Raw genomic sequence first — 22,822 nt, 5'->3', positions numbered from 1 at the left:
GAACTTCGCCCTCTCACGAAGAAGGCCCCGGTTCGATGAACCGGGGCCTTTTCGTCTGTCTCAACTCAGAGTGTCCGAGGGGGGACTTGAACCCCCACGTCCGTTAATAGGACACTAGCACCTCAAGCTAGCGCGTCTGCCATTCCGCCACTCGGACTCGCACCCATTTCCTGGGCGCTGGGAAAGACTATCTGATGAAGCGCCCCGGCCCAAATCGCCCCTCTCACCTGAGCGTTTCCCATGGCGCGGTGGTAGGAAAGTGGAGTGCCGACTACACAGGAAACGCCAGGCCGGGGTCGCGCCGAAGCCGAGGTCGTCGAGCTCGTGAGCTCACTGATCCGCTTCGACACGTCCAACACCGGGGAACTCGCCACGACCAAGGGTGAGCGTGAGTGTGCGGAGTGGGTTGCCGCTCGGCTCCAGGAAGTGGGTTACGAGACGGAATACGTCGAATCAGGGGCGCCGGGACGCGGGAACGTCTTCGCGCGACTGAAAGGATCGGACCCCACCCGCGGTGCGCTGATGTTGCACGGTCACCTCGACGTCGTGCCTGCCGAGCCGGCCGACTGGCGCGTCCACCCGTTCTCCGGCGCCGTCGAGGACGGCTACGTGTGGGGCCGGGGCGCGGTCGACATGAAGGACATGGTCGGCATGATCCTGGCGGTGGCCCGCCAGTTCAAGGCCGAGGGAATCGTTCCGCCGCGCGATCTCGTGTTCGCGTTCGTCGCCGACGAGGAGGCCGGGGGCAAGTACGGCTGCCAGTGGCTCGTACAGAATCGTCCCGATCTGTTCGAGGGTGTCACCGAGGCCGTCGGTGAGGTCGGGGGCTTCTCGCTCACCGTTCCGCGTCCGGATGGCACCGAGCGACGGCTGTATCTGGTGGAGACCGCGGAAAAGGGTCTCGGCTGGATGCGCCTGACAGCCAAGGGCAGGGCCGGTCACGGATCGTTCCTGCACACCGACAATGCCGTCACCATCCTCGCGCAGGCAGTCGCCCGACTGGGTGCGCACACCTTTCCGCTGGTCATTTCGGATTCGGTGGCCGAGTTCCTCGCGGCTGCGGGGGAGGAGACGGGCCTCGACTTCGATGCGCAGTCGCCGGACCTCGACGGCACCTTGGCCAAACTGGGCAGTATCGCCAACATCATCGGCGCCACACTGCGGGACACGGCGAACCCGACCATGCTGTCCGCCGGCTACAAGGCCAACGTCATCCCGCAGACCGCGGAGGCCGTGGTCGACTGCCGGATTCTGCCCGGTCGTCAGGCCGAGTTCGAGGCAACTGTCGACGAGTTGATCGGGCCGGACGTCCAGCGGGAGTGGATCACCAACCTCGACTCCTACGAAACGACATTCGACGGTCACCTGGTAGACGCCATGAGCGAAGCGATTCTCGCGCACGATCCCGGCGCCCGGACCGTGCCGTACATGCTGTCCGGTGGCACCGACGCCAAGGCATTCGCCAAGCTCGGTATCCGGTGCTTCGGCTTCGCGCCCCTGCAGCTGCCGCCCGACCTCGACTTCAGTGCCCTGTTCCACGGCGTCGACGAACGGGTACCCGTGGACGCACTACTGTTCGGAACGCGTGTGCTGGAGCATTTTCTGCTCCACAGCTGATCCCCATCGCCCATTCGCGACAAGAGAGGAACCGCATGTCCTACGACCCGTACGAGGCACTTCCCGACCTGCCGAGTTTCGAGCTGACCTCCGCTGACGTCACCGACGGACGGCCGCTGGAGAAGGACCAGGTCAGCGGGATCTTCGGCGCCGGCGGCTACGACAACTCACCGCAGCTGTCGTGGTCGGGGTTCCCTGCCGAAACCAAGAGTTTCGCGGTGACGGTGTACGACCCAGACGCACCGACGGCGTCCGGATTCTGGCACTGGGCGGTGGCCAACATTCCGGCCGACACGACCACGCTGGTGAACGGCGCAGGCGACGACGACGGAACCGGGCTGCCGAACGGTGCGATCACGCTGAAGAACGACGCCGGACTTCGTCGATTCCTCGGTGCGGCCCCGCCGGAGGGTCACGGCCCCCACCGCTACATCGTTGCCGTCCATGCCCTGGACGTAGATACCCTCGACGGCGTGAACGAGGATTCCACTCCCGCGTTTCTCGGATTCAATCTCTTCTCCCATGCCATCGCACGGGCGAGGATCACCGCCACCTACGAGCAGTAGTTTCGAGACGACGGTGGCCGGCGATCTTCTCAGAAGATCGCCGGCCACCGTCGTCGGAGCGCCCGTGTCAGCGGACGGAGCCTGCGCCCACCGCCTCCGCAATACTGCGGAATCCCGCCTCCCGGACCTTTCGCGCCAATCCCATGTGGATGCGGCGCGCCCAGAACGGTCCGCCGTAGATGAACCCGGTATACCCCTGCACCAGCGAAGCACCGGCGAGGATGCGTTCCCACGCCTGCTCGGCGGTCTCGATCCCGCCCACGGAGATCAGCACCAGTCGATCGCCGACCCGCGCGTGCAGGCGGCGCAGCACCTCCAAGGAACGCTCCGCGACCGGGGCGCCCGACAGCCCGCCCGCACCGAGTGCGATGACCTCCGATTCCGGAGTACGCAGACCGTCGCGTCGAATTGTGGTGTTGGTGGCGACGATTCCGGCGAGGCCCAACTCGACCGCGAGATCAGCGACGGCGTCGACGTCTTCATCCGACAGATCGGGGGCGATCTTCACCAGAACGGGAACGCTGACGGTGTCCTGTACTGCTTGAAGCAACGGCCGCAGCGACTCGACAGCTTGCAGGTCGCGCAGTCCCGGCGTGTTGGGCGAACTGACGTTGACCACCATGAAATCGGCCAGGGGGCCGAGAAGGCGTGCACTCTCGGTGTAATCGGCGGGCGCATCGGCGGCGTCGACGATCTTGGTCTTGCCGATGTTCGCCCCGATCGGAACACCGGGGCGTCGCTGCCGCAGGTGGTTCGCGGCATTGCCTGCGCCGTGGTTGTTGAACCCCATCCGGTTGATCAGAGCGCGGTCGGCGGGCAGCCGGAACAGGCGGGGAGCCGGATTGCCGGGCTGAGCCTGCGCCGTCACGGTGCCCACCTCGGCGAAACCGAATCCCAGCGGTCCCCAGGCGTCCACACCAGTGGCGTCCTTGTCGAAGCCCGCGGCCAGTCCCAGCGGAGCCGGGAATTCCAGGCCGAACACGGTGTTCCGCAGTACCGGATCATCGACCACGAGAACCTTGCCGACCAGCTGTCTCAGCGGGGTCACGCGTGTCGCGAGGCGCATCGCCGTGAATGCCAGATGATGAATCCGCTCCGGGGGAACGAGGAACATCAGCCGCAGGAGCAGGTGATACAACGGGGTCTCCCTAGATTGCCGGGTCGGGGACATGGTGGGTGGTCTTTCTTCGTTTGAGCAGCACGCGGCGGCTGCCGTCGGAGTACAGGCGCACCCGCGACAGCTCCCAGCCACCGAACTCCGCCTGAATAGCGAGCCTCATCGACGCACTGACGCGGGTGACGTCGGGCGGCAACCGCAGCGGCACGTACTCGAAGTCTTCGGACTCGATCTCCCACCCGGAGGGTAGACGGCGTGAATGCAACGACATCTATGGACTCCTCGTCGGTATCTGCTGCAATCCGTCACCCGTGCCGGAACCGATGAGCAGATCACCGCTGACGGTGTCCACGGCGATCGAGTTGGGCTGGCGGACGGTGGGATAGCGCGCGGTTTCCACACCGACACCGCTGGAGAGGTCGTATCCGACCACTTCGTTCGTGCCGGTCGACGTGACCCACGCCCGGTTGGCGTCGTCGTCGTAGGCGACGCCGTAGGGCGCGTCTCCCGCCGGGAACCGCTGGCGGAGCATCAGCGTGTCCGTCGTGTATGCCAGCAGTTCGTCGCCGGCCGTATCGGTCACCAGGATGCGACCGAAGTGATCGGTGGTGAGTTGTGTCGCACCTTCACCAGCCCGGAGAGCGGCGCCGAGCGACGCATTCGGCACGTCGACCTCCGTGACGGACGTCTGACCGCGGTCGAGCGCGGTGAGCGACTCGCCGACCACTGCCAGCGCATCCACGGATGTCAATCCGTCGATCACTTGTGACGCGATCCCCTCGGCGCCGGTGATGTGAATTTCACCATTTCCGAGTCCGATGGCCAGCCGTCCGTCGGGCAGCTGCGCGACCGACCGCACGTCCCCCTCTGCAGGGACGGAGCTGAGCTCGGCGGACCGGAGATCCAGCCGTCCCACCTGGTCGTTCATGGCGAGGAGTGCAGTCCCGCCGGGGGCGAGGGACACCTGGGTGACGGGCTCGTCCACCCGAATCGAACGCGGTGCGCCGGCAAGGTCGAGACCGGCGAACAGAAGGATTTCCCTCCGGTCGGCGAGCAGAACCACGGCGGTGCGAGTCTCGGAGTCGATTGTGACGGACTCGATCGGCTGCCCGAGCGGATGGACGACCCCGGCAGGCGTCGTGGACTGCGCGGGCGACTGGGCTGCGCCGGCCGGCACCATCGTGGGTGCCCTTTCCTCGTCGTTGTTGGACGAGCAGCCTGCGACCAGCAGAAATGCCATTCCGACACACCACGCGACAACGCGCGCTCCCGGTCTACCCATGCGCTGCTCCTCGGGTTTCTCATCTGTTCGTACCTGCACAACTGTCCACCAGCATCCCTGATTCGCGAAACACCGGGCAAAGCGGTCGGTGCCGAGCGCGTCGCGAGGCGATACCGTAGGACGATCGACCCCACGCCCGGCTGTTCCCCGACAACTGGACGAGGTCATCGAGGAGAACACCGTGGAACCACCCGAAACACCGACGTTCACCGTCGAAGACGTCTCGGTCGGCCCGCACGCACACGGTTTCGGCCGTACCGCTGAGGGAAACTCGTACGCCTTCCGCGTGCGGAAGAGCACCCTCTTCGTCGAGGTCTACCGGGCGGATGCCGAGACGGATGTGCCGGCACCGGACGACATCATCGCGACGGCCCGTCGCTCGATTCGCGAGATCGACCTGACCGACGAACGCTCCATCGTCGCGGTGGTGCGGGATGCGGTATCCACCCCCGATTCGGTCGTCGTCGGACAGGAAGACGGACGGACTGTGCGCGCCGTACTGAGCCGCCTCGGCGCCGTCATCGACGGACTGTGACAGCGCCACCCTGCCCTATCGGCGGTCACGTCGAGGAAGTACGAGGGGCGCGCCGGTCAGCGGATGTGCGAAGACCTCGACCGGGTGCCCGTAGACGCGCGTGAGCAGCTCCGGGGACAGCACCTTCCCGGGCGGTCCGTCGGCGGCGACACGGCCGGCTTCGAGAACGACGATCCGGTCGGCGTAGGCGGCGGCGAGCGCAAGATCGTGGAGTACCACCACCACCGCGTTGCCGTCGCGGGCACGGTCGCGCGCGAGCCGCATCACCGTCTCCTGGTGCCCGAGGTCGAGCGCTGCGGTCGGTTCGTCGAGCAGGATCGTCTCGGTGCGCTGAGCTAGCACGCGCGCCAGCGCGACGCGGGCGCGCTCACCGCCGGAGAGAGCGGTGAAAGGTCGATCGGCGAACGCTTCGACGTCGCAGATTCTCATCGCCTCGGCCACTGCGCTGCCGTCCTCGTCCGCCCGCGAGGTTCTGGCCCACGGGGACCGGCCCATCGTGATGACTTGGCGTGCGGTGAACGAGAATCCCACCGTGTTCTGCTGGGGGAGGACGGCGCGACGCTGGGCCATCTCGAGGGGTGTCCACGCGGCGACTTCCCGGTCGTCGAGGTGCACGCTGCCCGACTGCACGCTCTGGTCACCCGACATCGCCGCCAGGAGCGTGGATTTGCCGGCCCCGTTGGGTCCGACAAGAACGAGAACTTCGCCGACGCGCACCTCCACCGAGACCTTGCCCAGTACGGGTCGGCCTCCGCGGAGCACGTCGATGTCTACGGCGCGCAGCGTCACCGCGCCTGCGGGCCGCCGCGGCGGAACCGAATCGGTTCGGCGCAGGAAGTTCTGCGCGAGGACTTCTCGGACCCTCGTCCGCAGGCGGCTGGGCCTCATGCCCAACCGCCCTGGCTGGCCCGGGTGCGGCGGAGTAGCCAGAAGAAGAACGGTCCACCGACCAGCGCCGTCAGCATGCCGAGGGGGAGGTCCGCGTTGGCTACCAGTGACCGGGCGCCCAGGTCGGCGAGGAGGAGCACCAGCGAGCCGCACAGCGCGCTTGCCGGAACGAGCACGCGGTGGCCCGGTCCCACGGCGATGCGCATGAGATGGGGGACCACCAGGCCGACGAACAGAATGATTCCGGTGAAGGCCACGCTCGACGACACCAGCAGGGCGACGATGATGACGGCGATCAGGCGCAGACGCTCGACGTCGAGTCCGAGATGTCGCGCTGCGCTCTCGCCGAGCGAGAGCAGGTCCAACTTCGCCGCGATCACCATGGTGGCGGCGATACCGGCGACGGTCATCGGCGCGACTACCGCGACCGCACTCCACGTGGCGCCGTTGAGGCTGCCCAGTTGCCAGAAGACGATCTGATCACGGGCGGTCGGCGACGCGATGAAGGTGAAGAACGCGATCAGTCCGCCCGCGAACGCATTGACCGCGACTCCGGTGAGTACCAGGGTGACCACCTCGGTGCGACCGTCGTGGCGGGCGAGGACGTACACGGCGACGGTCGTGACCAGGCCGGCGACGAACGCGGCCGCGGCAACGGTCCACCCGGCGGCGAACGCCCCGCCGACGACGATGGCGGCACTCGCACCGACGGCTGCCCCGGCGGAGACCCCGATGACGCCAGGCTCGGCCAGGGGGTTGGCGAAAACGCCTTGCAGTAGAGCACCGGCGCAACCGAGTGCAGCGCCGACGAGAATTGCGAGGACGACCCGGGGGAAACGGACCTCCCACAGCGTCACCTCGCCGCTGGGATGGGCAGGCATCGGGCCGACGTCGAGTCCTACGCGGTGAAGGATGCTGCCGAGCACCTCACCAGGGCCGGTCGGTACCTGGCCGATGCACGCGGAGGACACCGCCGCCACCGCGAGAGCGATCAGCAGCCCGGCCAGGACGATGCCGGTGCGTGTACGAGAAGAAGGCTCAGGGGGTGCGAGGGTGCCGCTACTCATCGATCGGCCGGCTGATAGACGGCGTCTGCCAAGGCGTCCAGCACACGACCGGTGTTGGGTCCGAAGCTGAGGAGCACCCCGTCCTCCATGTCGACGACTCGCTGGTTCTTCCCTGCCGGCGTCTGCGCGACACCAGGAACTTTCGCCAGTCCGTCGATCCCCCCGATCGATTCGAGGCCACCCGTCATCATCAGGATCACATCGGGTGCGGCCGCGATGATGGCCTCGCTGGTGATGGGCGCGAACTGCTGGGTGATGCCGGAAGCCGTGCCTGCGTCGACGGCTCCGAGAGCCTCGATCAACGAGTCGGCTCCGGACCCCCGCCCGCCGATCATGGTGATCGCGGTGCCGCGCAGATAGAGGAACGCGATCTTCAGGGGATCCTCGCCTTCGGGAGCCCGGCCGCGCGCCGCGGCGATCTCGTCGTCGGTGCGGGCAGCGAGTTCGCTTCCGCGCTCGGGCACCCCGAGAGCGTTCGCCACTGCGATGATCTGCGGGGAGACACCGTCGAGGGTGCGAGTCGGGTCGAAGTAGACCACCGGAACGCCCGCCGCCCTTAATTGATCTTGAACGGATTTCGGTCCGATGCTGGTGTCGGTGAGTATGACCGTCGGCGCGAGATCGAGAATCGCCTCGGCGCTGAGTGACTGGCCGCCCGGCGTCACGACCGGTACATCGGCTGCGGCGGGAAACTCGGCGGCGATGTCGCGGCCGACCACGTTGTCGCCGAGCCCGAGAGCGAAGACCGTCTCTGTCAGGGTGCCGTATCGATCTGCGGTCACGATCCGGCTCACGTCGTCGATCGTGACGTCAACGCCGTCGAAGCTGCGGACCGTGACCGGCAGCACCGGTGCGGCCGTCGAGGCGACCGTGTGCGGATCGAGATTGTCCAGCACCGCGGTCGATGCACCGCCGGCGCCAGCCCCGCCGTCACCGGTGGGGGACGTGCATGCGGAAGCACCGACCGCGGCGACGAGCAAGATTGTTACAACGGCGAGAAGCGATCGATGAGTGCGCCCGCGAAACACCCGCCTCACCGCGCGAGGTAGCTGTCGATGTCGGCCTCGAGATCGGCGAACAGAGCACCGTTGAGTCGATACGCGAGGTTCACCTCGTCGATCACCCGCTGCTGATCGGCCGCCGACAACGGGGCGGCGTCGAGTTTCGCGCGGTACTCATCCTTGAACACTTTCGGTTTCGGGATCTCGTCGAAGATGTAGAACCGCAAACCGTCCTCGGTGTATCCGTACGCTCGTTCGAGCATCCGGCGAATGATCTGACCACCCGACAGGTCGCCCAAATACCGAATATAGTGGTGCGCAACAAAACCGGCGGGCCACTCGTACGCCACATCGCGCAACCGCTCGAGGTATCGGGTGGTGGCGGGCAGCGCGGAGACGGTGTCGCGCCAGTGTGAGCCGCGCAGGTAAGCCAGGTCCGCTTCCAAGGCGGGAACGCGGATCAGCTTCGTGGACAGGAACGGTGAGGCCACCGGATCATCCGCGTGGGTGCGTCCGGCGTCTTCCAGTTCGCGGTAGACGAGATAGGTCTGGGCGAGCAGCTCGGCGTAGCCGTCGGGGGTCAGCTCGCCGGCGAGCAACGCTCCGACGAATCGGGACTGTTCGGTCTCGCGGTGAGCGGCGTCCGTGCCGTCCTTGATGCGCTCGGCGAAACCGACCGCTCGGCGATCGGCCGCGTCGGCCTCGTTCAGCGTGGTCATGGGCTCTCCTGCAGATCTAACGACATCGACGGTTGAGCACCAGGTTAGCCTGCCCTGGTTTGCCGCTGCCTTCGTGCGGTGAGCGCCCTCACCGGCCGTCAGGCGCTGACGTCGTCGAGGGCCGCGGAGATCGCGGGCGGCAACTCGAGTTCCTCGGCGACGAGTACACCGGTCAACTGGGCGATGTCCCGGGCACCGACCACCGCGCTTGCGACACCGGGGCGGTCCCGTGCCCACGCGAGCGCGACCGCCAGCGGGGAGGTTCCGAGCCCGTCCGCGGCGGTGACGACCGCATCGACTACGCCGACCGAGGAGTCGGTGAGGTAATTCTGCACGTCCTGCGAGTGCGCGTCGTCGGCACCACGGGAGTCGACGGGAATCCCGTTCCGGTATTTGCCGGTCAAGACGCCGCCCGCAAGCGGCACCGCCGCGAACACCCCGATCCCGTGATGCGCGGCGGCAGGAATGATTTCCTCCTCGACCCCGCGCGCGAGCAGCGAGTACTCCACCTGCGTCGCAACCAGGGTGGTACCGCGGGATGCGCCCGCAGCGGTGGCCAGCTGCCACCCGAGGTAGCCGCGGGCGCCGACATAGCGGACGCGGCCACTCGACACCGCGAAATCCAGTGTCGCGGCCACCTCGTCGACCGGGGTGAACGGATCCCAGGTGGCAACCTGCCACATGTCGAGATAGTCGGTTCCGAGTTCGCGCAGCGTGGCGTCGAGTTGCGCGAGCAGTCCTCGGCGCGAGCAGTCGATGCGCGAGGGACCGTGCGGGTTGATGCCGGAACTCGAACTCAGGACGAGTTCGGTTCTCGGCACCACGTCGTCGAGCAACTCCGCCAGGATGCGCTGCGCCGCACCGTCGCCGTAGGCAGGCGAGGTATCGACAAGGGTGCCTCCCGCATCGACGAAGGCCGCGATCTGCGCGGCGGCTTCGTCGCCGTCGGTGTCGCGTCCCCACGTGAGCGTTCCCAGGCCGAGGCGTGACACCCGTAGACCACTTGCTCCGACCGATCTCTGTTCCATAACCGCCTGCGTCTCGTGCTGTTTCCCCGGAGTGCCACTGCCACCCGGGACGGGCCACCACAGGAGCAGCGTAATGGTGTCGCGCGGAACAGGCCGCCCTGCCACGCCGGATTCTGCCGCGGGCGGGGCCTCCCGGTACCGTGGCGCCGGTGAATGACGAACGCGACATGGGAAATTGGCGTCCGAACAGCAGATTCGAGGCCACGCGGGCCGGGGCCCTGCACCTCGGGACAGGTCAGTGATGGGGGAGGCGATGTCGTGGCTCCAGGCGATCGTCCTCGGAGTCGTCCAGGGCTTGACGGAGTTTCTGCCTATCTCCTCGTCCGGTCACCTGCGAATCGTGTCCGAGGTCTTCTTCGGTGACGACGCGGGTGCCTCCTTCACCGCCGTCACCCAGCTCGGCACCGAAGCCGCCGTTCTCATCTACTTCGCCCGCGACATCGGACGGATCATCGTTGCGTGGTTCCGTGGACTGCTGCACCCCGAACATCGAGGTGACCTCGACTACCGGATGGGCTGGTACGTCATCATCGGCACCCTCCCGGTAGGAATCCTCGGCTTTCTCTTCAAGGATCAGATCCGCACGGGGGCACGCAATCTCTGGTTGATCGCCACCATGTTGATCGTTTTCGCACTCGTCATCGCGGCAGCGGAGTACTACGGGCGCAAGGTTCGTCCGATCGAGGATCTGCGCGCCAAGGACGGGATCATCATGGGTACGGCTCAAGCCCTGGCCCTGATTCCCGGCGTGTCGCGGTCCGGCGGCACGATCAGCGCGGGCTTGTTTCTCGGACTGACCCGCGAGGCCGCGGCCCGGTATTCGTTCCTCCTCGCTATTCCGGCCGTCGTCGCGTCGGGTCTTTTCAGCCTCCCCGACGCGTTCGAACCCTCGGGCGAAGGCCTCAACGCGAGTGGTGCCCAGTTGCTCGTCGCGACGCTGATCGCGTTCGCTATCGGGTATGCGTCGATCGCGTGGCTGCTCCGCTTCGTCGTCGACCACTCGATGTACTGGTTCGTCGGCTACCGCATCATCCTGGGCGCCGTGGTGTTGTCGCTCCTGGCAACCGGCGTCGTGTCGGCAACATGAGATCGGGCGGTCGGCGCATGCGCGACACTAGGCTGGGCCAATGACAGTTGTGCTGCTGCGCCATGGGCGGTCGACCTCCAACACTGCACGCACGCTCGCCGGCCGGTCCCCGGGAGTCGAACTCGACGACCACGGCCGGGAACAGGCGGAGGGAGTCGTCGCCCGGCTTGCGGACGTGGCGATCGAGGAGATCGTGCACTCGCCGCTGTTGCGGTGCGAGCAGACGGTGCAGCCGCTCGCGCGGGCGCGGGGACTGACCCCGGTGGTGGAACACCGGCTCGTGGAGGTCGACTACGGCGACTGGACCGGCCGTGAGCTGAAGGCTCTGCTGGAGGAGCCGCTGTGGAAGGTCGTCCAGCAACACGCCTCTGCGGCGGTGTTTCCTGGCGGTGAGGGCCTCGCGCAGGTGCAGGCCCGGGCGGTCGCAGCCATCCGGGAGCATGATGCGCGGCTCGTGGAACGGCACGGCCGGGACGTGGTCTGGGTGGCATGCTCGCACGGTGACGTCATCAAGGCGGTGCTCGCCGATGCACTCGGCTCGCACCTCGACGGCTTTCAGCGGATCGTCGCCGAGCCCGCATCCATCAGCGTCGTCCGTTACACCTCCACCCGGCCGTACGTGCTGAAGATGAACGACACCGGCCACGACCTGTCGGGGGTCAACACATCACCCGCGTCGGGGGACGGTGCCACCGCCGAAGTTTCGGGGTCGGTCCCCGGCGGGGAGGTCCGCCTGTAACGATTGACGGATAATGAACGGGGCACGCTGCTAGGAAGAGTCCGAGACGGATCAACGAGTGGGCAGCGCCGCAGAAGGGCCCGGCTCCAGCTGAAGGAGGTGCAATGTCACGCGCGATTCACGTATTCCGCACTCCTGACCGGTTCATTGCGGGAACGGTGGGTGAGCCCGGCGACAGGACGTTTTATCTCCAGGCGGTTCACGAGACACGTGTCGTCAGCGTTTTGTTGGAGAAGCAGCAGGTTCAGGTGCTCGCCGATCGGATGGGACTCCTCCTCGAGGAAGTGCACCGCCGGTTCGGTACAGAAGTTCCGCCGCAAGGCGACGAACTCGACGACGCGAGCCCGCTCGTCACCCCCATCGACGCCGAATTCCGGGTGGGGACGATGGGCCTGGGCTGGGACGCGGACGCCGGGGCCGTGGTCGTGGAGCTTCTGGCAGTCACCGAGACGGAATTCGACGAGTCGGTCGTCCTCGACGACTCGGACGACGGACCGGATGCCGTACGGGTCTTCCTCACACCCTTGCAGGCCAGGGACTTCTCGCTTCGATCCGAACGAGTTATCGCGGCCGGCCGGGCACCGTGCCCGCTGTGTGGAGAGCCGCTCATGCCTGAGGGGCACATCTGCATCCGCACCAACGGGTACCGCCGCGGCCACAGCTTCGGACTCACCCCGGAGACGGACGAGGAGGACTGACAGTTGCCCGCCGAGGATTCGGACCCTCTGGAGTTCGGCGAACTGACCCTCATCGGCCAGATCACCCATGCCAGCAACGCCACGCTGGTTTGTGATGCGGTCGTCGGGGAGACGTCGGTCCGGTGCGTGTACAAACCGATTCGCGGGGAGCGGCCGCTGTGGGACTTCCCCGACGGAACCCTCGCCGGCCGGGAGTACGCGTCGTACCTGGTGTCCGAACAGCTCGGGTGGGGTGTGATTCCCCGCACCCTCCTCCGGGACGGTCCCTTCGGGCGGGGCATGGTGCAGCAATGGGTGGACACCGCTGACCGTCACGGAGACGACGGCGGCGGACTCGACCTGGTCGACGTCTGCGCGCCCGGTGCCGTGCCGGAGGGGTGGTTCGAGATCCTGCGCGCCAGCGACATGGATGGAGAGCCGGTGGCCCTCATCCACGCCGACGACCCCAGACTGCAGCGCATGGCCGTCCTCGACATCCTCATCAACAACGCCGACCGCAAAGGTGGTCACGCGCTCGAAGGGCTCGACGGTTCCGTGTACGGCGTCGACCACGGAATCTGCCTGCACAGAGAGAACAAACTGCGGACAGTGCTGTGGGGGTGGGCAGGGACACAGGTGCCCGGTGCCCTGGTGGTCGATATCGCCGAGTTGATTCCGGCGCTCGAGCGCGACTTCGGCGTGAAGCTCGCGGAGCACATCACCTCCGCCGAGGTCGCGGCGCTGTACGAACGGGCGGTCGACCTGCTCGACGCCCCGGTGATGCCACGTCCCAACGGGCACCGGCCGATCCCGTGGCCCGCGTTCTGATAGCTCCGACCAGGGGACTGGAACCCGTTCAAGGCCGTCGGGCGGCGGCTCCATCGAGGGCTCCTACGCCGGTCCACTAGGCTCGCAATCATGCAGTCTTGGTCCGATACCGCTGTCCCGTCCGTCCCTGGCCAGGGGCCCCCGCTGCGGTTGTTCGATACCGCTGACCGGCAGGTTCGCCCGGTCACCCCGGGGCGCACGGCAACCATGTACGTGTGCGGTATCACTCCCTACGACGCCACTCACCTCGGTCACGCTGCGACGTATCTGACGTTCGATCTGGTGAACCGGCTGTGGCGTGACGCCGGGCACGAAGTGCATTACGTCCAGAACGTCACCGATGTCGACGACCCGCTGTTCGAGCGCGCCGCCCGTGACGGCGAGGACTGGGTCGTGCTCGGCATGCGGGAGACGGCACTCTTCCGGGAGGACATGGAGGCCCTGCGAGTCATCCCTCCCCGCGACTACATCGGGGCCGTCGAGTCGGTCAACGAAGTGGTGGAGCTCGTCGAGAAATTCCTCGCCTCCGGCGCCGCCTACATCGTCGACGACGCAGAGTTCCCCGATGTGTACTTCCGTACCAGTGCCACCGAGCAGTTCGGGTACGAGTCCGGATACGACCGGGAGACGATGGAGAAATTCTTCGCGGAGCGCGGCGGCGACCCCGAGCGCCCCGGAAAGGAAGATCCCCTCGACGCCCTGGTGTGGCGCGCCGCCCGTCCCGGCGAGCCGTCGTGGCCGGCGCCGTTCGGCCAGGGCCGTCCCGGCTGGCACATCGAATGTTCTGCCATCGCCCTCAATCGCATCGGCTCGGGCTTCGACGTACAGGGCGGGGGCAGTGACCTGATCTTCCCGCACCACGAGTACTCGGCTGCGCACGCCGAATCAGTCACGGGAGACCGTCGCTTCGCCCGCCACTACGTGCACACCGGGATGATCGGCCTCGACGGCGAGAAGATGTCGAAGAGCCGCGGCAACCTCGTGTTCGTCTCGAAGCTACGCGGCGGCGGCGTCGACCCCGCGGCCATCCGGCTCGGACTGCTCTCGGGGCACTACCGGCAGGACCGCCCGTGGACCGAGCAGGTGCTCGCCGAAGCGCACACCCGGCTGAAGCTGTGGAAGGACGCCGCTGCCCTGGAGTCGGCGCAGTCGGCCACAGACACGATCGCCCGGCTGCGTCAGCATCTCGCCGACGACCTCGACACCCCGAAGGCCCTCGACGCCCTCGACGGCTGGGCCCGCCGCGCGCTCGATCACGGCGGCTCGGACACGAACGCGCCGAGCGACTTCGCCGCTGCCGTGGACGCACTCCTCGGGATCTCTCTGCACTGACGCGCCCGTGATGCTCTGAACCGCCCGCGGTTAAGCAGTGCTCGCGGCACGTAGTGAGGCGAGGAGTTCGGGAATGATCCGTTCTTCCATCACCGCACGCCCGGTTGCTCTCATAAGTGCGGACAGTTCCGTATCCCACGTAGCGTCGTACAGAAGGTCGGATTCCTTGAAGGACTCCGACGGCCCGCGGTTCGAAGCGGTGCGGTAGGTGTCCGCGTCCATGAGCCAGGGAACGGCCAGGTAGCGGTCTATCGCCGCGGCGGTGGTGCGGAGTCCGGTCCAGTCGAAGTCGCCGCGCCAATGTATGTCGGAGCACGCGGCGAGGAGGCGGCGTGCCGTCGCGGACGGCTGGCCTTGTGTGCAGATCAGTGCCGGGCACTGGGCACCGAGCGTGCGGGCTGCCGCGGCGAGCACCGCAGGGTTCTCGCAGACGAACACCGGTCCTTCGAATCCCGTTACCGGAAAGCGCGTGAGTTGATCGAGCGTGATGACGAACGGAAGCCCGGCCTCCGCCGACTCGTTCAGGAACCGGCCGAGCAGGTGTTCGTCGCGTGCCCGCATTCCGAGCACCATCACTTGGCTCGACAGAGTGTCGACGATCACGCCCGCGGCTTCCCACACCGCACGTTCGGCTTCGACCGAGTCCGGCCGGGGGACTCCCTGCTTCAGAGCCAGGGCATGCAGGACAATCGACGCCAATCTGCCGTCGCGCCCTAATGCTTTGGTGTCGCCCGTTGCGCGTTCGGCGAGTTCGGTGAGTGCAATGTCCTCGGCCGGGAGGTACTTCAAAACCTCGGGTGCAGCACGAAGCGCGGGGAAGTAGTTCTGTTGGACGAACTTGCCGCTCGAGCGGAGCCACTCGACCCAAAATTCGTCGGCACCCTCACCGAGTCGGCTCCTTATCTCACGAGGCCAGTGTTCGCGGTAGGCGCTCTTCTCGGCTTCGGCCAGCTTCTTGTTGGTCAGCGGTCCGAGCGTAGCGAGGAGGCCTTGCCCCGTGTTGTCGTGTAACCATCGGTCGATCTCGGTCAGCGGAACAGTGATCTTCTTGGTGAAGCTTTTGGCGCGACCCCCGCGAATGGCAGTGCAGAGCCGCCACAGTTCCGGTGCCAACGGCGACGCAGTGACATCGACCGTGTCCTCGATACGCAACCAGTTCCGCTCGAGCTTTCTGCGCGCCGCGTCGAGGAGCTCCGCGAGTTCGGGCGTTCCGTCCCAGCTACTCACACCTCACACCTCGGCGAATTCGAATCCGCCCTCGGCGGGAGAGGGCACTCGTCTGCGCAAGGGCGATCCGAGAGCGCGCGCCAGATCGGTTCCGTCGTGTTCGGCGAGTAGTTCGCCGTCGGCCCACACCAGCAGCGCGGCGCTGACACTGTGTTCCGCCGTCGAGTGCGCGAGGTCGTAGTGTGCGCACCCCGGGACCCCGGCGTACGTGATCCAGAGGTCGTACCCGGTCATGAACAGATCGAGATCGAACTGGACGCTCAACCCCAGTAGCTCACCGCGACCGTTGTCGTCGACGCCGGCGAAGGCCTCGTCGAGCGCGAGAAGTCGCGGCGCGTGTGGATCGGCGGAGTCGAGCATCACGTGGGCGGCCGCGAAGAGCGGCAGGTGGAGCGACACGGATTGCTCCCCGCCGGAGAGTGCACTGTGCCGGGCGACGGTGAGCCGGTCCTCGCTGCCGTCGCCGCCGACGAGGGTGAAGGAGAACACCCGCCATCTGCGGTAGTCGAGCGCGGAGGCGAGGATCTCGGGGTACGAGCGTTCGGGGTGCGCGGCCCGGGCGGTGCGAATCTGCGCCGCGAAATGTGCTCGCATGGTGGCGAGGTCGTCCGGACTCAGCGCGGACGCATCGCGATCGAGCAGTTTCGAGATGGCGCGTGCGTTGTCGTCGAGGTTGTCGGCGAGAACCCAGTGCACGCCGATCGTGTTGCCCGACGACATCCGCCGCTCCCGCATTTCCGAACCCATCCGGGCGATCAGGTCGCGAGCATCGATGGTGCGTTCGTGGATCTGCTGAGCGAGCCCGGTGAGGAGGGCGTCCTCGAGTATGCGTCGTTCCGATTCGGTGAGGAGGAGTTCCTGATCGGTCCGGGCAGCGGCGATCCGGGACGCGAACGCACCCACCGACGAGTAGCCCTGATCGTCCTGAACCTGAACCACTGTGAGCCCGTCCGGTGCATCCCACTGCACGCGGTAGTCCTGGCCGGCGGACGCGAGGCCGGCGTCGAAGTCCTGCAGGGCTGTGGTGAGCGCGGTGCGAGTGGACTTGCGTGCCGCCTCGCTGACCCGCACCGAGCCGGTGCCAGAATCCAGCGCGCTGTACAGGGCGAGAACCTCACTGGGCAGGACCTGTGCTGTGCTGTCCGCGTTCTGGATTCGGTAGACGAGCTGATCCGCATTCATCCACGCCGCAGGACTCGCGGGCCACACATGTTCGATGTCGACGCCGAGCAGTTCGAGGAGGTCGCGTCGTGCGTACGGGGCGAGGCGCGCCGCATCGTTGTGGGTTTCGGTGAGCGCGATACGCAGGGTGGCGACGGCCGCCGCGTACGCCCCCTCGGCCTTGCCGATCGCCTCTCCGGCATCCTTGTCCGCTTTGCGTGCTTCCCGCTGCCGCTGCTTACACGCCTCGATTCGGGCATGCGCGTCTCCGAGTTGAGCGTCGATCTGCTCCGCGCTGGCACCGAGACTTTCGCGAAGGGTGTCCAGCCGCTGGACCTGAGTTGCGAGGCTCTCTTCGGCGATGGCCGCCTCCTCAGCGAACTCCTCCGCGTTGCCGCGTGCTTCCGCGAGTCGGTCGTGCGTTTCCCGGGTGTGCTCGAGTTCCTTGAGATGCTCACGCCGACAGCGCAATACCAGCTCGCCCTGCTTTTCGAAATGCCGAATGGCCGCGGCCAGTGAGTCGACTTCGCGTGCCAGGTACGGAGTTCGGTGGGCGACGGCTGCGGCGCGCAGCTGCTTCTCCTTGGCCGACAGGTCGGCGATGGCCTGATCGAGATCGCGATCCGCCGCCGCCGACGCCTCGGTGCGAGAGCGGAGCACCCCCGCATTCTCGGTCACCGATTTGAGCGCGCGCAGAACCGCTGCGGTGCGGGGGAGTGACCGGCTGATCGTGGCAACCTGCGCGGACAACGCGACGGCTTCCGCCTCGGCGGTGCGGGCGTCGGTCAGCGCTGCCTCGGACTCGTCGATGGTCCGATCGAGTTCGGCGATTCGCGTCGCCCGCCTGCGCGCGCGGGCCGTGGCGCCGATGTACTCCGCATCACTCTTCGTGTGTGAACCCTGTTGCACGCCTTGCCGGTATCCACCCGAACCATCGACGGCGACCACCGTGCCGGCCACCGAGCCGCTTTCCGGCGCCCAGGCGATCGACTCGAGCACGGCCTGCACACGATCCGCGGGGACGCCGGTATCGGGCTCGACTTCGAGAACCTCCGCCAGAGTTCGGCCGCCCGGGCGATCTCCCTTCGGCAACGCCAGCAGGAACTGCTCGGACTCCGAATCCGGCAGCGGTCCGTCGCCGCCGAAGATCCACCCGTCGAGGAGGTTCGCGGCTTGCAGTGCCGACTCGACGCCAGTCGCCACTGTGGCCTCCACGTTGTCGCGGAACCGCACCAGACGCCACAGCGGCGCGCCGGGCAAGTCCGCTCGCGATCCCGTTCGGGCCGCGAAAGGCGCAGGGGCGTCGTCGTGCTCGGCGGCGACCTCCGCACGGGTGACTCGCAGTTCGCTGATTCGCTCGGTGAGCACCGCGATGTCGGATTCCGCGCGACGACGACGGGATTGCAGCGACTCGAGCGCGTCGGCGGTGTGCGCGGTGAGAACTTCGGCCAAGGTGGGCGAGTCGTCTTCGCCGGCTTTGCGTAACGCGGCGTCGAGGGCGTCGACGAGCGTGGCGGGCACTTCGAGGGCGGTGTACAGCGGCGAATGCTCGATCCACCAGGATCGTAGGGCGGCCGCGGTTTCGCTGCGCGCGAGCTCGACAGCCGCTTCGGCCTCGAGGATCGCGGCGCGGGCCTGTTCGAGTTGTTCACGGCTTCGACGCGCTGCGGCGTCAGCGCGGGCTCGTTCGGTGGCGGCTTTCTCAACCGTGCTCAACGCAGCTCGCACAGCCCGCACGTCACCGTCGCGCTCCTCGGCGTGACCGTGCAGTGCCGCAGTCAGCTGGTCGGTGCGGGCACCCGTGGGCAGCGCGGTCCAGGTGATGCCGGCGTCCTCGGCGGCGACCTGCAGTTCGTCCTCTGCGCGCGCGAGCACCTCCGCCAGTTTCGTGACAGCGGCGTCGGCCCGTCCGGCCTCCTCGGTGCGCTGCACCAGCGTGGCCTGTGCTTTCGCGGCCTTGTCGACTTGTTGCTCGGTGGACTTCTCGAGGGTGGCCACGGCCTGGGCAAGGTCGTCGAGTTGTGTGCGTCCCTCGTAGGCGGTGGAACGCTTGAGGGCGTCGAGATTCTCGGTCGCCTGGTCCAGCGCGCGCTCGGCGTCGATGAAACCCTGCTCGGCCGCTTCGCGGGCCTCCCGGCTCCGCGTTTGTTCGGCTGCGGTCTCGCGCAGTGCGGTGATTCCGGTATCGACGGCCTCGAGTCGTCCGGCGAGTTGGTCGATGTCCGAACGCGCCTGCTGGCGCAGGTACTTGGTGTACACACCGACGAACCGCTGCGTTGCCTCATCAGCGGCCGCGAGACCTTCGAGGGCGCGCCCCACTTCTTCCATGTCGCTGAACGAGCGGGCAGCCTCGAGTACCAGTTGCTCGTCGAGGGGTCGCAGACCGTCGGTCAACGCCTGGGACAACCCCTTCGGGTCGAGGTTCTTGGCGAGCTGTGGACGCCGGAGGGTAAGGATCAGGTTGATCAACTGGTCGTAGCGCTCGGCGCCGAGGCCGAACATGCGGGCATCGATCGCAGCGCGATAGTCCACCGGCCGGTCGGTCAGGCAGTCGGTTCCGATCTGCTCACCCAACTGCTTCTTCGTCAATGGGCGATCGTCTGCGCCGAGCAACGAGAAGTCGACGCCGACGCGGCCGTCGGCGACGAAATACCACCGGGTGACCTTGTCGTTGGACCTGCTCGCGCGCATCCCGATGCCCACGGTGACTGCCTCGGGATCGTCCTTCGGGCCTCGGCAGAACTCCATCCACACATACGAGTACGCGCTGTCCTGGCCACGGTAGAGAAGGTTCGACTTCATCGTCCGCTCCTCACCCGCAAAAGGATTGAGCCGCCGAGGTTCGATGCGGCCGTCGAGGACGAACGGGAACAGGACTTCGAGTGCCTTCGTCTTGCCGGACCCGTTGGGGCCCCGCAGCACCAATCGGCCGTCGGCGAAGGAGAACTCCTGGTCGCGGTAGTCCCAGAGGTTGATGATCCCGGCACGGGTGGGCCGGAAGCGCGCGCTGGTCATGCGAAGGTGTCCTTGCTGTCGTTCGACGAATGAGGGAACAGGTCGATTTCCGGGTTGCGGTCGCGAATGTTGACGACGACACCGCGATATCGGGCAAGCGCCGGAAGTACGAGAATCCCGCCGGGGACGGCGGAGGCCAGACTGAGCCGGTCGAGGAGTGCGACGGCGGCCCGCCCCAATCCCTCGGGGTCTGCCTGCCACCCGGCGGCGAACGTCTTGCCGAAACGATCGACCAGTGACGTCATGGTCAGTCGAATCCAGCTGTCCTCCACGAACGGATACACAGCCGGTTCGGCCGTTGCCGGCGGTGCCGAGATGTCGGGGGCGTCGGTGGCCAGGCTGTCGAAGATTCCGGACAGCGGAACGGCACCGTCCAGCTGCTCTATCAGGGCTGTCGTCTGTTGCGCAGGGACCGACAACTGCACCGATTCGGGTGCGTCGGGATCGAGCACGTGGTCCGCGAGCTCGCCCGCGAGCAGCAACGCGACCTGGGCGACGGTGCCTGTGCCCGGAAATCGGATGTCGGACAGACGTCCCGACGAGTCGATCATGGCGATGCCCTCGCGGCGCCGTTCGGCGACCAGTCCCGTGAGAAGTTCGACGTCTGCGGAGGTTCGGGGGAGGGCGAGCTGCAGTTGTTCGTCTTCGTCGAGGTCGGCAGCGTAGACGACGGGACACTCGACAAGGGCGCGTCGAACCCGCCGAGCGACCTCCTTGTTGTCGGCGGTGCGGTCGAACGCGGCGGAATCTGTGTCGGCACCGCTTCCGGAGAGAAGTTCGCGGATCGAACGCAGGTGCTGGAGAGCCCGGGACGGCCGGAACAGGGCGATGACCACCGAGCGGTCGATATCGTACAGCGCCTCACCCGCATCGGGATTGGCTGCCCAGCCGCCTGCATCACCGTCGGCCAGCGCTATCGCGCCTCGGTTCGCGAGCCAGCTGACCGCGTCGACGAAGGCGTCCCGGTCTGCGGCACGCTCGGTCGCCAGTTCGATGCCCTCGACCTGCGTTGCGGAGGCTGCCACGTGGTCTGCGAGTTCGGAGAGGGTGATTTGGTTGCCCGCCCTTCCGAGCGCGGCCAGTGCCAGCGCGAGGTACGCGTAGCGGTAGCGGTCGAACGTCCGGTCCGTCGCGGTCTTGGCCGGTGTTCCGGCGTCGAGTCGATCGGCGACGGTGAACAGCCGCGCGGTGGTTTCGGTGACCTCGAGTCGATACCCGAACAGTTCGAGTAGGTCGTCACGCAGTTCGGTGGCCCACCGACGGAGCAGCGGCAGCGCGATCCGATCCGGGTAGGTCTGCGTCACCAGATGATTGGACAGAATGATGCGTGCCGCTCGCTGGTACGAATCGAGTGCCAGCGGCGGTATCTCCCTCGCCCTCACTGGACGCTCACCCGCAGTCCGTCGAGGTAGAGGCGGCCGCGGGCAGTGTGGACGACGGTGGATTCCGAGTGGGGAGTCAAGGTGAGTTTCACTCCGTTTCCGGACCCGGACGCGCCGGTGACTTTCCCGCTCACAGGGACACGCGCCGTCAACGCGGCGTCGAGGAGGCTGAGGAGAACGTCGGTTTCGGCGTTGTCGAGTACCCGTTCGTGTACTCCACCCGAGGCGAGAGATCTCGCCGCAGAGGCCCGTGCGCGCTGACCGGCCAACTGTTCTTCACGCAACCGTCTGATGCTGGCGTCGTTTCGTTGAACACGGGCAGGCGCCCCGGGGGTGGGCGCACGTCCCGTCTCGGCGAGCGTGCGCGAGATCTCGACGGGCGGTGCCTCCCACCACGACCGCGAGTCGGGAATGATGTCGGCATCCGGATGCACCATGGACAGATGGCGGGGACGACCGAGGTCGAACACGGCCCGGAACAGCGCGTGCGACGCTTCCTCGGAGGGAGCGGCAGCGAACCACCCCGCGAGGTGCCGGAGCTGACTTTCCCGGCTGACGCCGCCGCGACGCGTCTCGGTGACCCGCCGCAGCAGCGAGAGCACGGCGGCGATGGCACTCATGGTGCCTTCGCGAAGTCGCTCCGACTCACTCGGCCCGGATTCCGGTGGCAGGAACCAGTGCGTAAGGCCGTTCCACCGTGCGCGCCAATCGGCCTCCCGCTCGGCTGGCGAAAGGAACACCCGCTCGTCGCTCGCCGCGGCCCTCCGGAGGAGGTCGTCGATCCCGGTGTCGTCGACCTCTCTGATCGCTTCAGCCAGTTTCGGCGCGTAGCGGGACAAGTCGGAACTGAACTCCCGCATGTGGGTGAGGAGCGCATCCTTGTGGGACAGGAAGGTTTCCGGAGTGATCTCCGTGGTGCGCACCAGATCGCCGAGTGTGAGATAGAAGTGAGCGGCGCGGGTGGCCATATCGGACAACGTGGCGTCGAGGCGACTGAGCTTACGGAAGATCAAGTCGTTGTCGGCCGACTTGTTGGCGGCAGCCAGTTCCTTCATGTCCGACAGCAGTTCGGGCAGGGCGAGCCGGGAGAGTGAGGCGTCGTCGAGGCGGGCGGCAAGGACGTCCTCGACAGCCCGGAACACCTGGTAGCCGGCCTGGCTGAATTGGTAGACGAAATGCCGGTTCCGATATTCGGCGAGGCTGGCGGCTCGCGTTCCGTCGTAGCTGCGTTCGAGGACCTCCCATACGTGCAGTTGCTCGAGCAGGGGGGTGATTTCTGCGGAGGAGAGCTGACCGGACGCGTCGTCGGCGGCGATACGTCCGAGGATGGTGGCCACCTCCGCAGCATGCACTAGCACGACATAGTTGGCACGGGCATGGTCGAACGCCCGAAGCACCCACAGATACTCGACACGCTTCTCGGCGGTGGCGAAGGAGAACAGCTTCAGCCGATCGTCGCGTACGAGGAGATCGGGGAGTGGCCCCTCGGGACGCGACCACTCACGGGAGTTGCCTGATTCGCTCACCGGAACAGGTTATGCGGTCGTCCACCCC

At 67.1% G+C, this 22,822-nt stretch carries 20 protein-coding genes and 1 tRNA gene; 8 read left to right on the top strand and 13 right to left on the bottom strand.

Annotation, left to right across the window (positions count from 1 at the left end; all coding sequences use genetic code 11):
• Positions 1-71: 71 nt before the first annotated feature.
• Positions 72-157, bottom strand: a tRNA-Leu gene (locus tag NOF53_RS13195).
• 107 nt (positions 158-264) lie between these two features.
• Here NOF53_RS13195 and NOF53_RS13190 point away from each other — a divergent pair.
• Both NOF53_RS13190 and NOF53_RS13185 read left to right on the top strand, forming a co-directional pair.
• Positions 265-1,617, top strand: a complete 1,353-nt coding sequence (locus NOF53_RS13190; protein ID WP_255968915.1) for a M20/M25/M40 family metallo-hydrolase — start codon at positions 265-267, stop codon at positions 1,615-1,617.
• 35 nt (positions 1,618-1,652) lie between these two features.
• Positions 1,653-2,183: a YbhB/YbcL family Raf kinase inhibitor-like protein gene (locus NOF53_RS13185; RefSeq protein ID WP_255968913.1), complete on the top strand. Its 531-nt coding sequence runs from the start codon at positions 1,653-1,655 to the stop codon at positions 2,181-2,183.
• Between the two features lie 67 nt (positions 2,184-2,250).
• Here NOF53_RS13185 and NOF53_RS13180 read toward each other — a convergent pair whose 3' ends face one another.
• The 3 genes from NOF53_RS13180 to NOF53_RS13170 are packed head-to-tail and all read right to left on the bottom strand — an operon-like array spanning position 2,251 to position 4,582.
• The gene (locus tag NOF53_RS13180; RefSeq protein ID WP_255968911.1) at positions 2,251-3,321 is read right to left on the bottom strand and encodes a quinone-dependent dihydroorotate dehydrogenase; all 1,071 of its coding nucleotides are present in this window, start codon (positions 3,319-3,321) and stop codon (positions 2,251-2,253) included.
• 10 nt (positions 3,322-3,331) lie between these two features.
• Positions 3,332-3,571: a DUF5703 family protein gene (locus NOF53_RS13175; RefSeq protein WP_255968909.1), complete on the bottom strand. Its 240-nt coding sequence runs from the start codon at positions 3,569-3,571 to the stop codon at positions 3,332-3,334.
• Positions 3,572-4,582: a YncE family protein gene (locus NOF53_RS13170; protein WP_255968908.1), complete on the bottom strand. Its 1,011-nt coding sequence runs from the start codon at positions 4,580-4,582 to the stop codon at positions 3,572-3,574.
• Positions 4,583-4,763: 181 nt separating this feature from the next.
• Between NOF53_RS13170 and NOF53_RS13165 the strand changes: the two genes are divergently transcribed.
• Positions 4,764-5,117, top strand: coding sequence for a hypothetical protein (locus NOF53_RS13165; protein WP_255968906.1), 354 nt, complete (start codon positions 4,764-4,766; stop codon positions 5,115-5,117).
• Positions 5,118-5,132: 15 nt separating this feature from the next.
• Here NOF53_RS13165 and NOF53_RS13160 read toward each other — a convergent pair whose 3' ends face one another.
• The 5 genes from NOF53_RS13160 to NOF53_RS13140 form a co-directional block, all read right to left on the bottom strand.
• Positions 5,133-6,005 carry a heme ABC transporter ATP-binding protein gene (locus NOF53_RS13160; protein WP_255968904.1) on the bottom strand — a complete coding sequence of 291 codons (873 nt, stop codon included), beginning with the start codon at positions 6,003-6,005 and terminating at the stop codon, positions 5,133-5,135.
• Complete coding sequence (locus tag NOF53_RS13155) at positions 6,002-7,072, bottom strand: FecCD family ABC transporter permease (protein ID WP_255968902.1); 1,071 nt, start codon at positions 7,070-7,072, stop codon at positions 6,002-6,004. Before NOF53_RS13155 ends, NOF53_RS13160 begins: the two co-directional genes overlap by 4 nt.
• Complete coding sequence (locus NOF53_RS13150) at positions 7,069-8,109, bottom strand: heme/hemin ABC transporter substrate-binding protein (RefSeq protein ID WP_255968900.1); 1,041 nt, start codon at positions 8,107-8,109, stop codon at positions 7,069-7,071. Before NOF53_RS13150 ends, NOF53_RS13155 begins: the two co-directional genes overlap by 4 nt.
• Complete coding sequence (locus NOF53_RS13145) at positions 8,106-8,792, bottom strand: biliverdin-producing heme oxygenase (RefSeq protein WP_255968898.1); 687 nt, start codon at positions 8,790-8,792, stop codon at positions 8,106-8,108. Before NOF53_RS13145 ends, NOF53_RS13150 begins: the two co-directional genes overlap by 4 nt.
• 98 nt (positions 8,793-8,890) lie before the next feature.
• Positions 8,891-9,820: an aldo/keto reductase gene (locus NOF53_RS13140; RefSeq protein WP_255968896.1), complete on the bottom strand. Its 930-nt coding sequence runs from the start codon at positions 9,818-9,820 to the stop codon at positions 8,891-8,893.
• Between the two features lie 241 nt (positions 9,821-10,061).
• Between NOF53_RS13140 and NOF53_RS13135 the strand changes: the two genes are divergently transcribed.
• From NOF53_RS13135 to mshC, 5 genes are all read left to right on the top strand, one after another.
• Complete coding sequence (locus tag NOF53_RS13135) at positions 10,062-10,907, top strand: undecaprenyl-diphosphate phosphatase (protein ID WP_255969008.1); 846 nt, start codon at positions 10,062-10,064, stop codon at positions 10,905-10,907.
• Positions 10,908-10,947: 40 nt separating this feature from the next.
• Entirely contained in the window at positions 10,948-11,646 is a 699-nt protein-coding gene (locus NOF53_RS13130; protein ID WP_255968895.1) for a histidine phosphatase family protein, read from the top strand.
• A gap of 104 nt (positions 11,647-11,750) precedes the next feature.
• The gene (locus NOF53_RS13125) at positions 11,751-12,344 is read left to right on the top strand and encodes a DUF3090 domain-containing protein (protein WP_255968893.1); all 594 of its coding nucleotides are present in this window, start codon (positions 11,751-11,753) and stop codon (positions 12,342-12,344) included.
• Between the two features lie 3 nt (positions 12,345-12,347).
• Positions 12,348-13,151: an SCO1664 family protein gene (locus NOF53_RS13120; RefSeq protein WP_255968891.1), complete on the top strand. Its 804-nt coding sequence runs from the start codon at positions 12,348-12,350 to the stop codon at positions 13,149-13,151.
• A 90-nt stretch (positions 13,152-13,241) separates the two neighbouring features.
• Complete coding sequence (gene mshC / locus NOF53_RS13115; protein WP_255968889.1) at positions 13,242-14,483, top strand: cysteine--1-D-myo-inosityl 2-amino-2-deoxy-alpha-D-glucopyranoside ligase; 1,242 nt, start codon at positions 13,242-13,244, stop codon at positions 14,481-14,483.
• Between the two features lie 30 nt (positions 14,484-14,513).
• Here the strand turns inward: mshC and NOF53_RS13110 are convergent, their stop codons facing one another.
• Genes NOF53_RS13110 through NOF53_RS13095 form a run of 4 tightly spaced genes read right to left on the bottom strand, consistent with a single transcriptional unit; the run spans position 14,514 to position 22,716 of the window.
• Positions 14,514-15,710, bottom strand: coding sequence for a TIGR02679 family protein (locus NOF53_RS13110; protein ID WP_255968887.1), 1,197 nt, complete (start codon positions 15,708-15,710; stop codon positions 14,514-14,516).
• A gap of 3 nt (positions 15,711-15,713) precedes the next feature.
• Positions 15,714-19,886 carry a TIGR02680 family protein gene (locus NOF53_RS13105; RefSeq protein ID WP_255968885.1) on the bottom strand — a complete coding sequence of 1,391 codons (4,173 nt, stop codon included), beginning with the start codon at positions 19,884-19,886 and terminating at the stop codon, positions 15,714-15,716.
• On the bottom strand, positions 19,883-21,268 hold the full coding sequence (locus NOF53_RS13100; protein ID WP_255968882.1) for a DUF2398 family protein: 1,386 nt from the start codon (positions 21,266-21,268) through the stop codon (positions 19,883-19,885). Before NOF53_RS13100 ends, NOF53_RS13105 begins: the two co-directional genes overlap by 4 nt.
• Positions 21,265-22,716: a TIGR02677 family protein gene (locus tag NOF53_RS13095; protein WP_255969005.1), complete on the bottom strand. Its 1,452-nt coding sequence runs from the start codon at positions 22,714-22,716 to the stop codon at positions 21,265-21,267. The genes NOF53_RS13100 and NOF53_RS13095 overlap by 4 nt, the downstream gene beginning before the upstream one ends.
• Positions 22,717-22,822 lie beyond the last annotated feature (106 nt).

The organism is Rhodococcus tibetensis (assembly GCF_024438035.1).
Classification (GTDB): Bacteria; Actinomycetota; Actinomycetes; order Mycobacteriales; family Mycobacteriaceae; genus Rhodococcus_F; species Rhodococcus_F tibetensis.
Note: the sequence above shows the minus strand (reverse complement) of the source record. Positions and strands in the feature narration are given on the sequence as shown.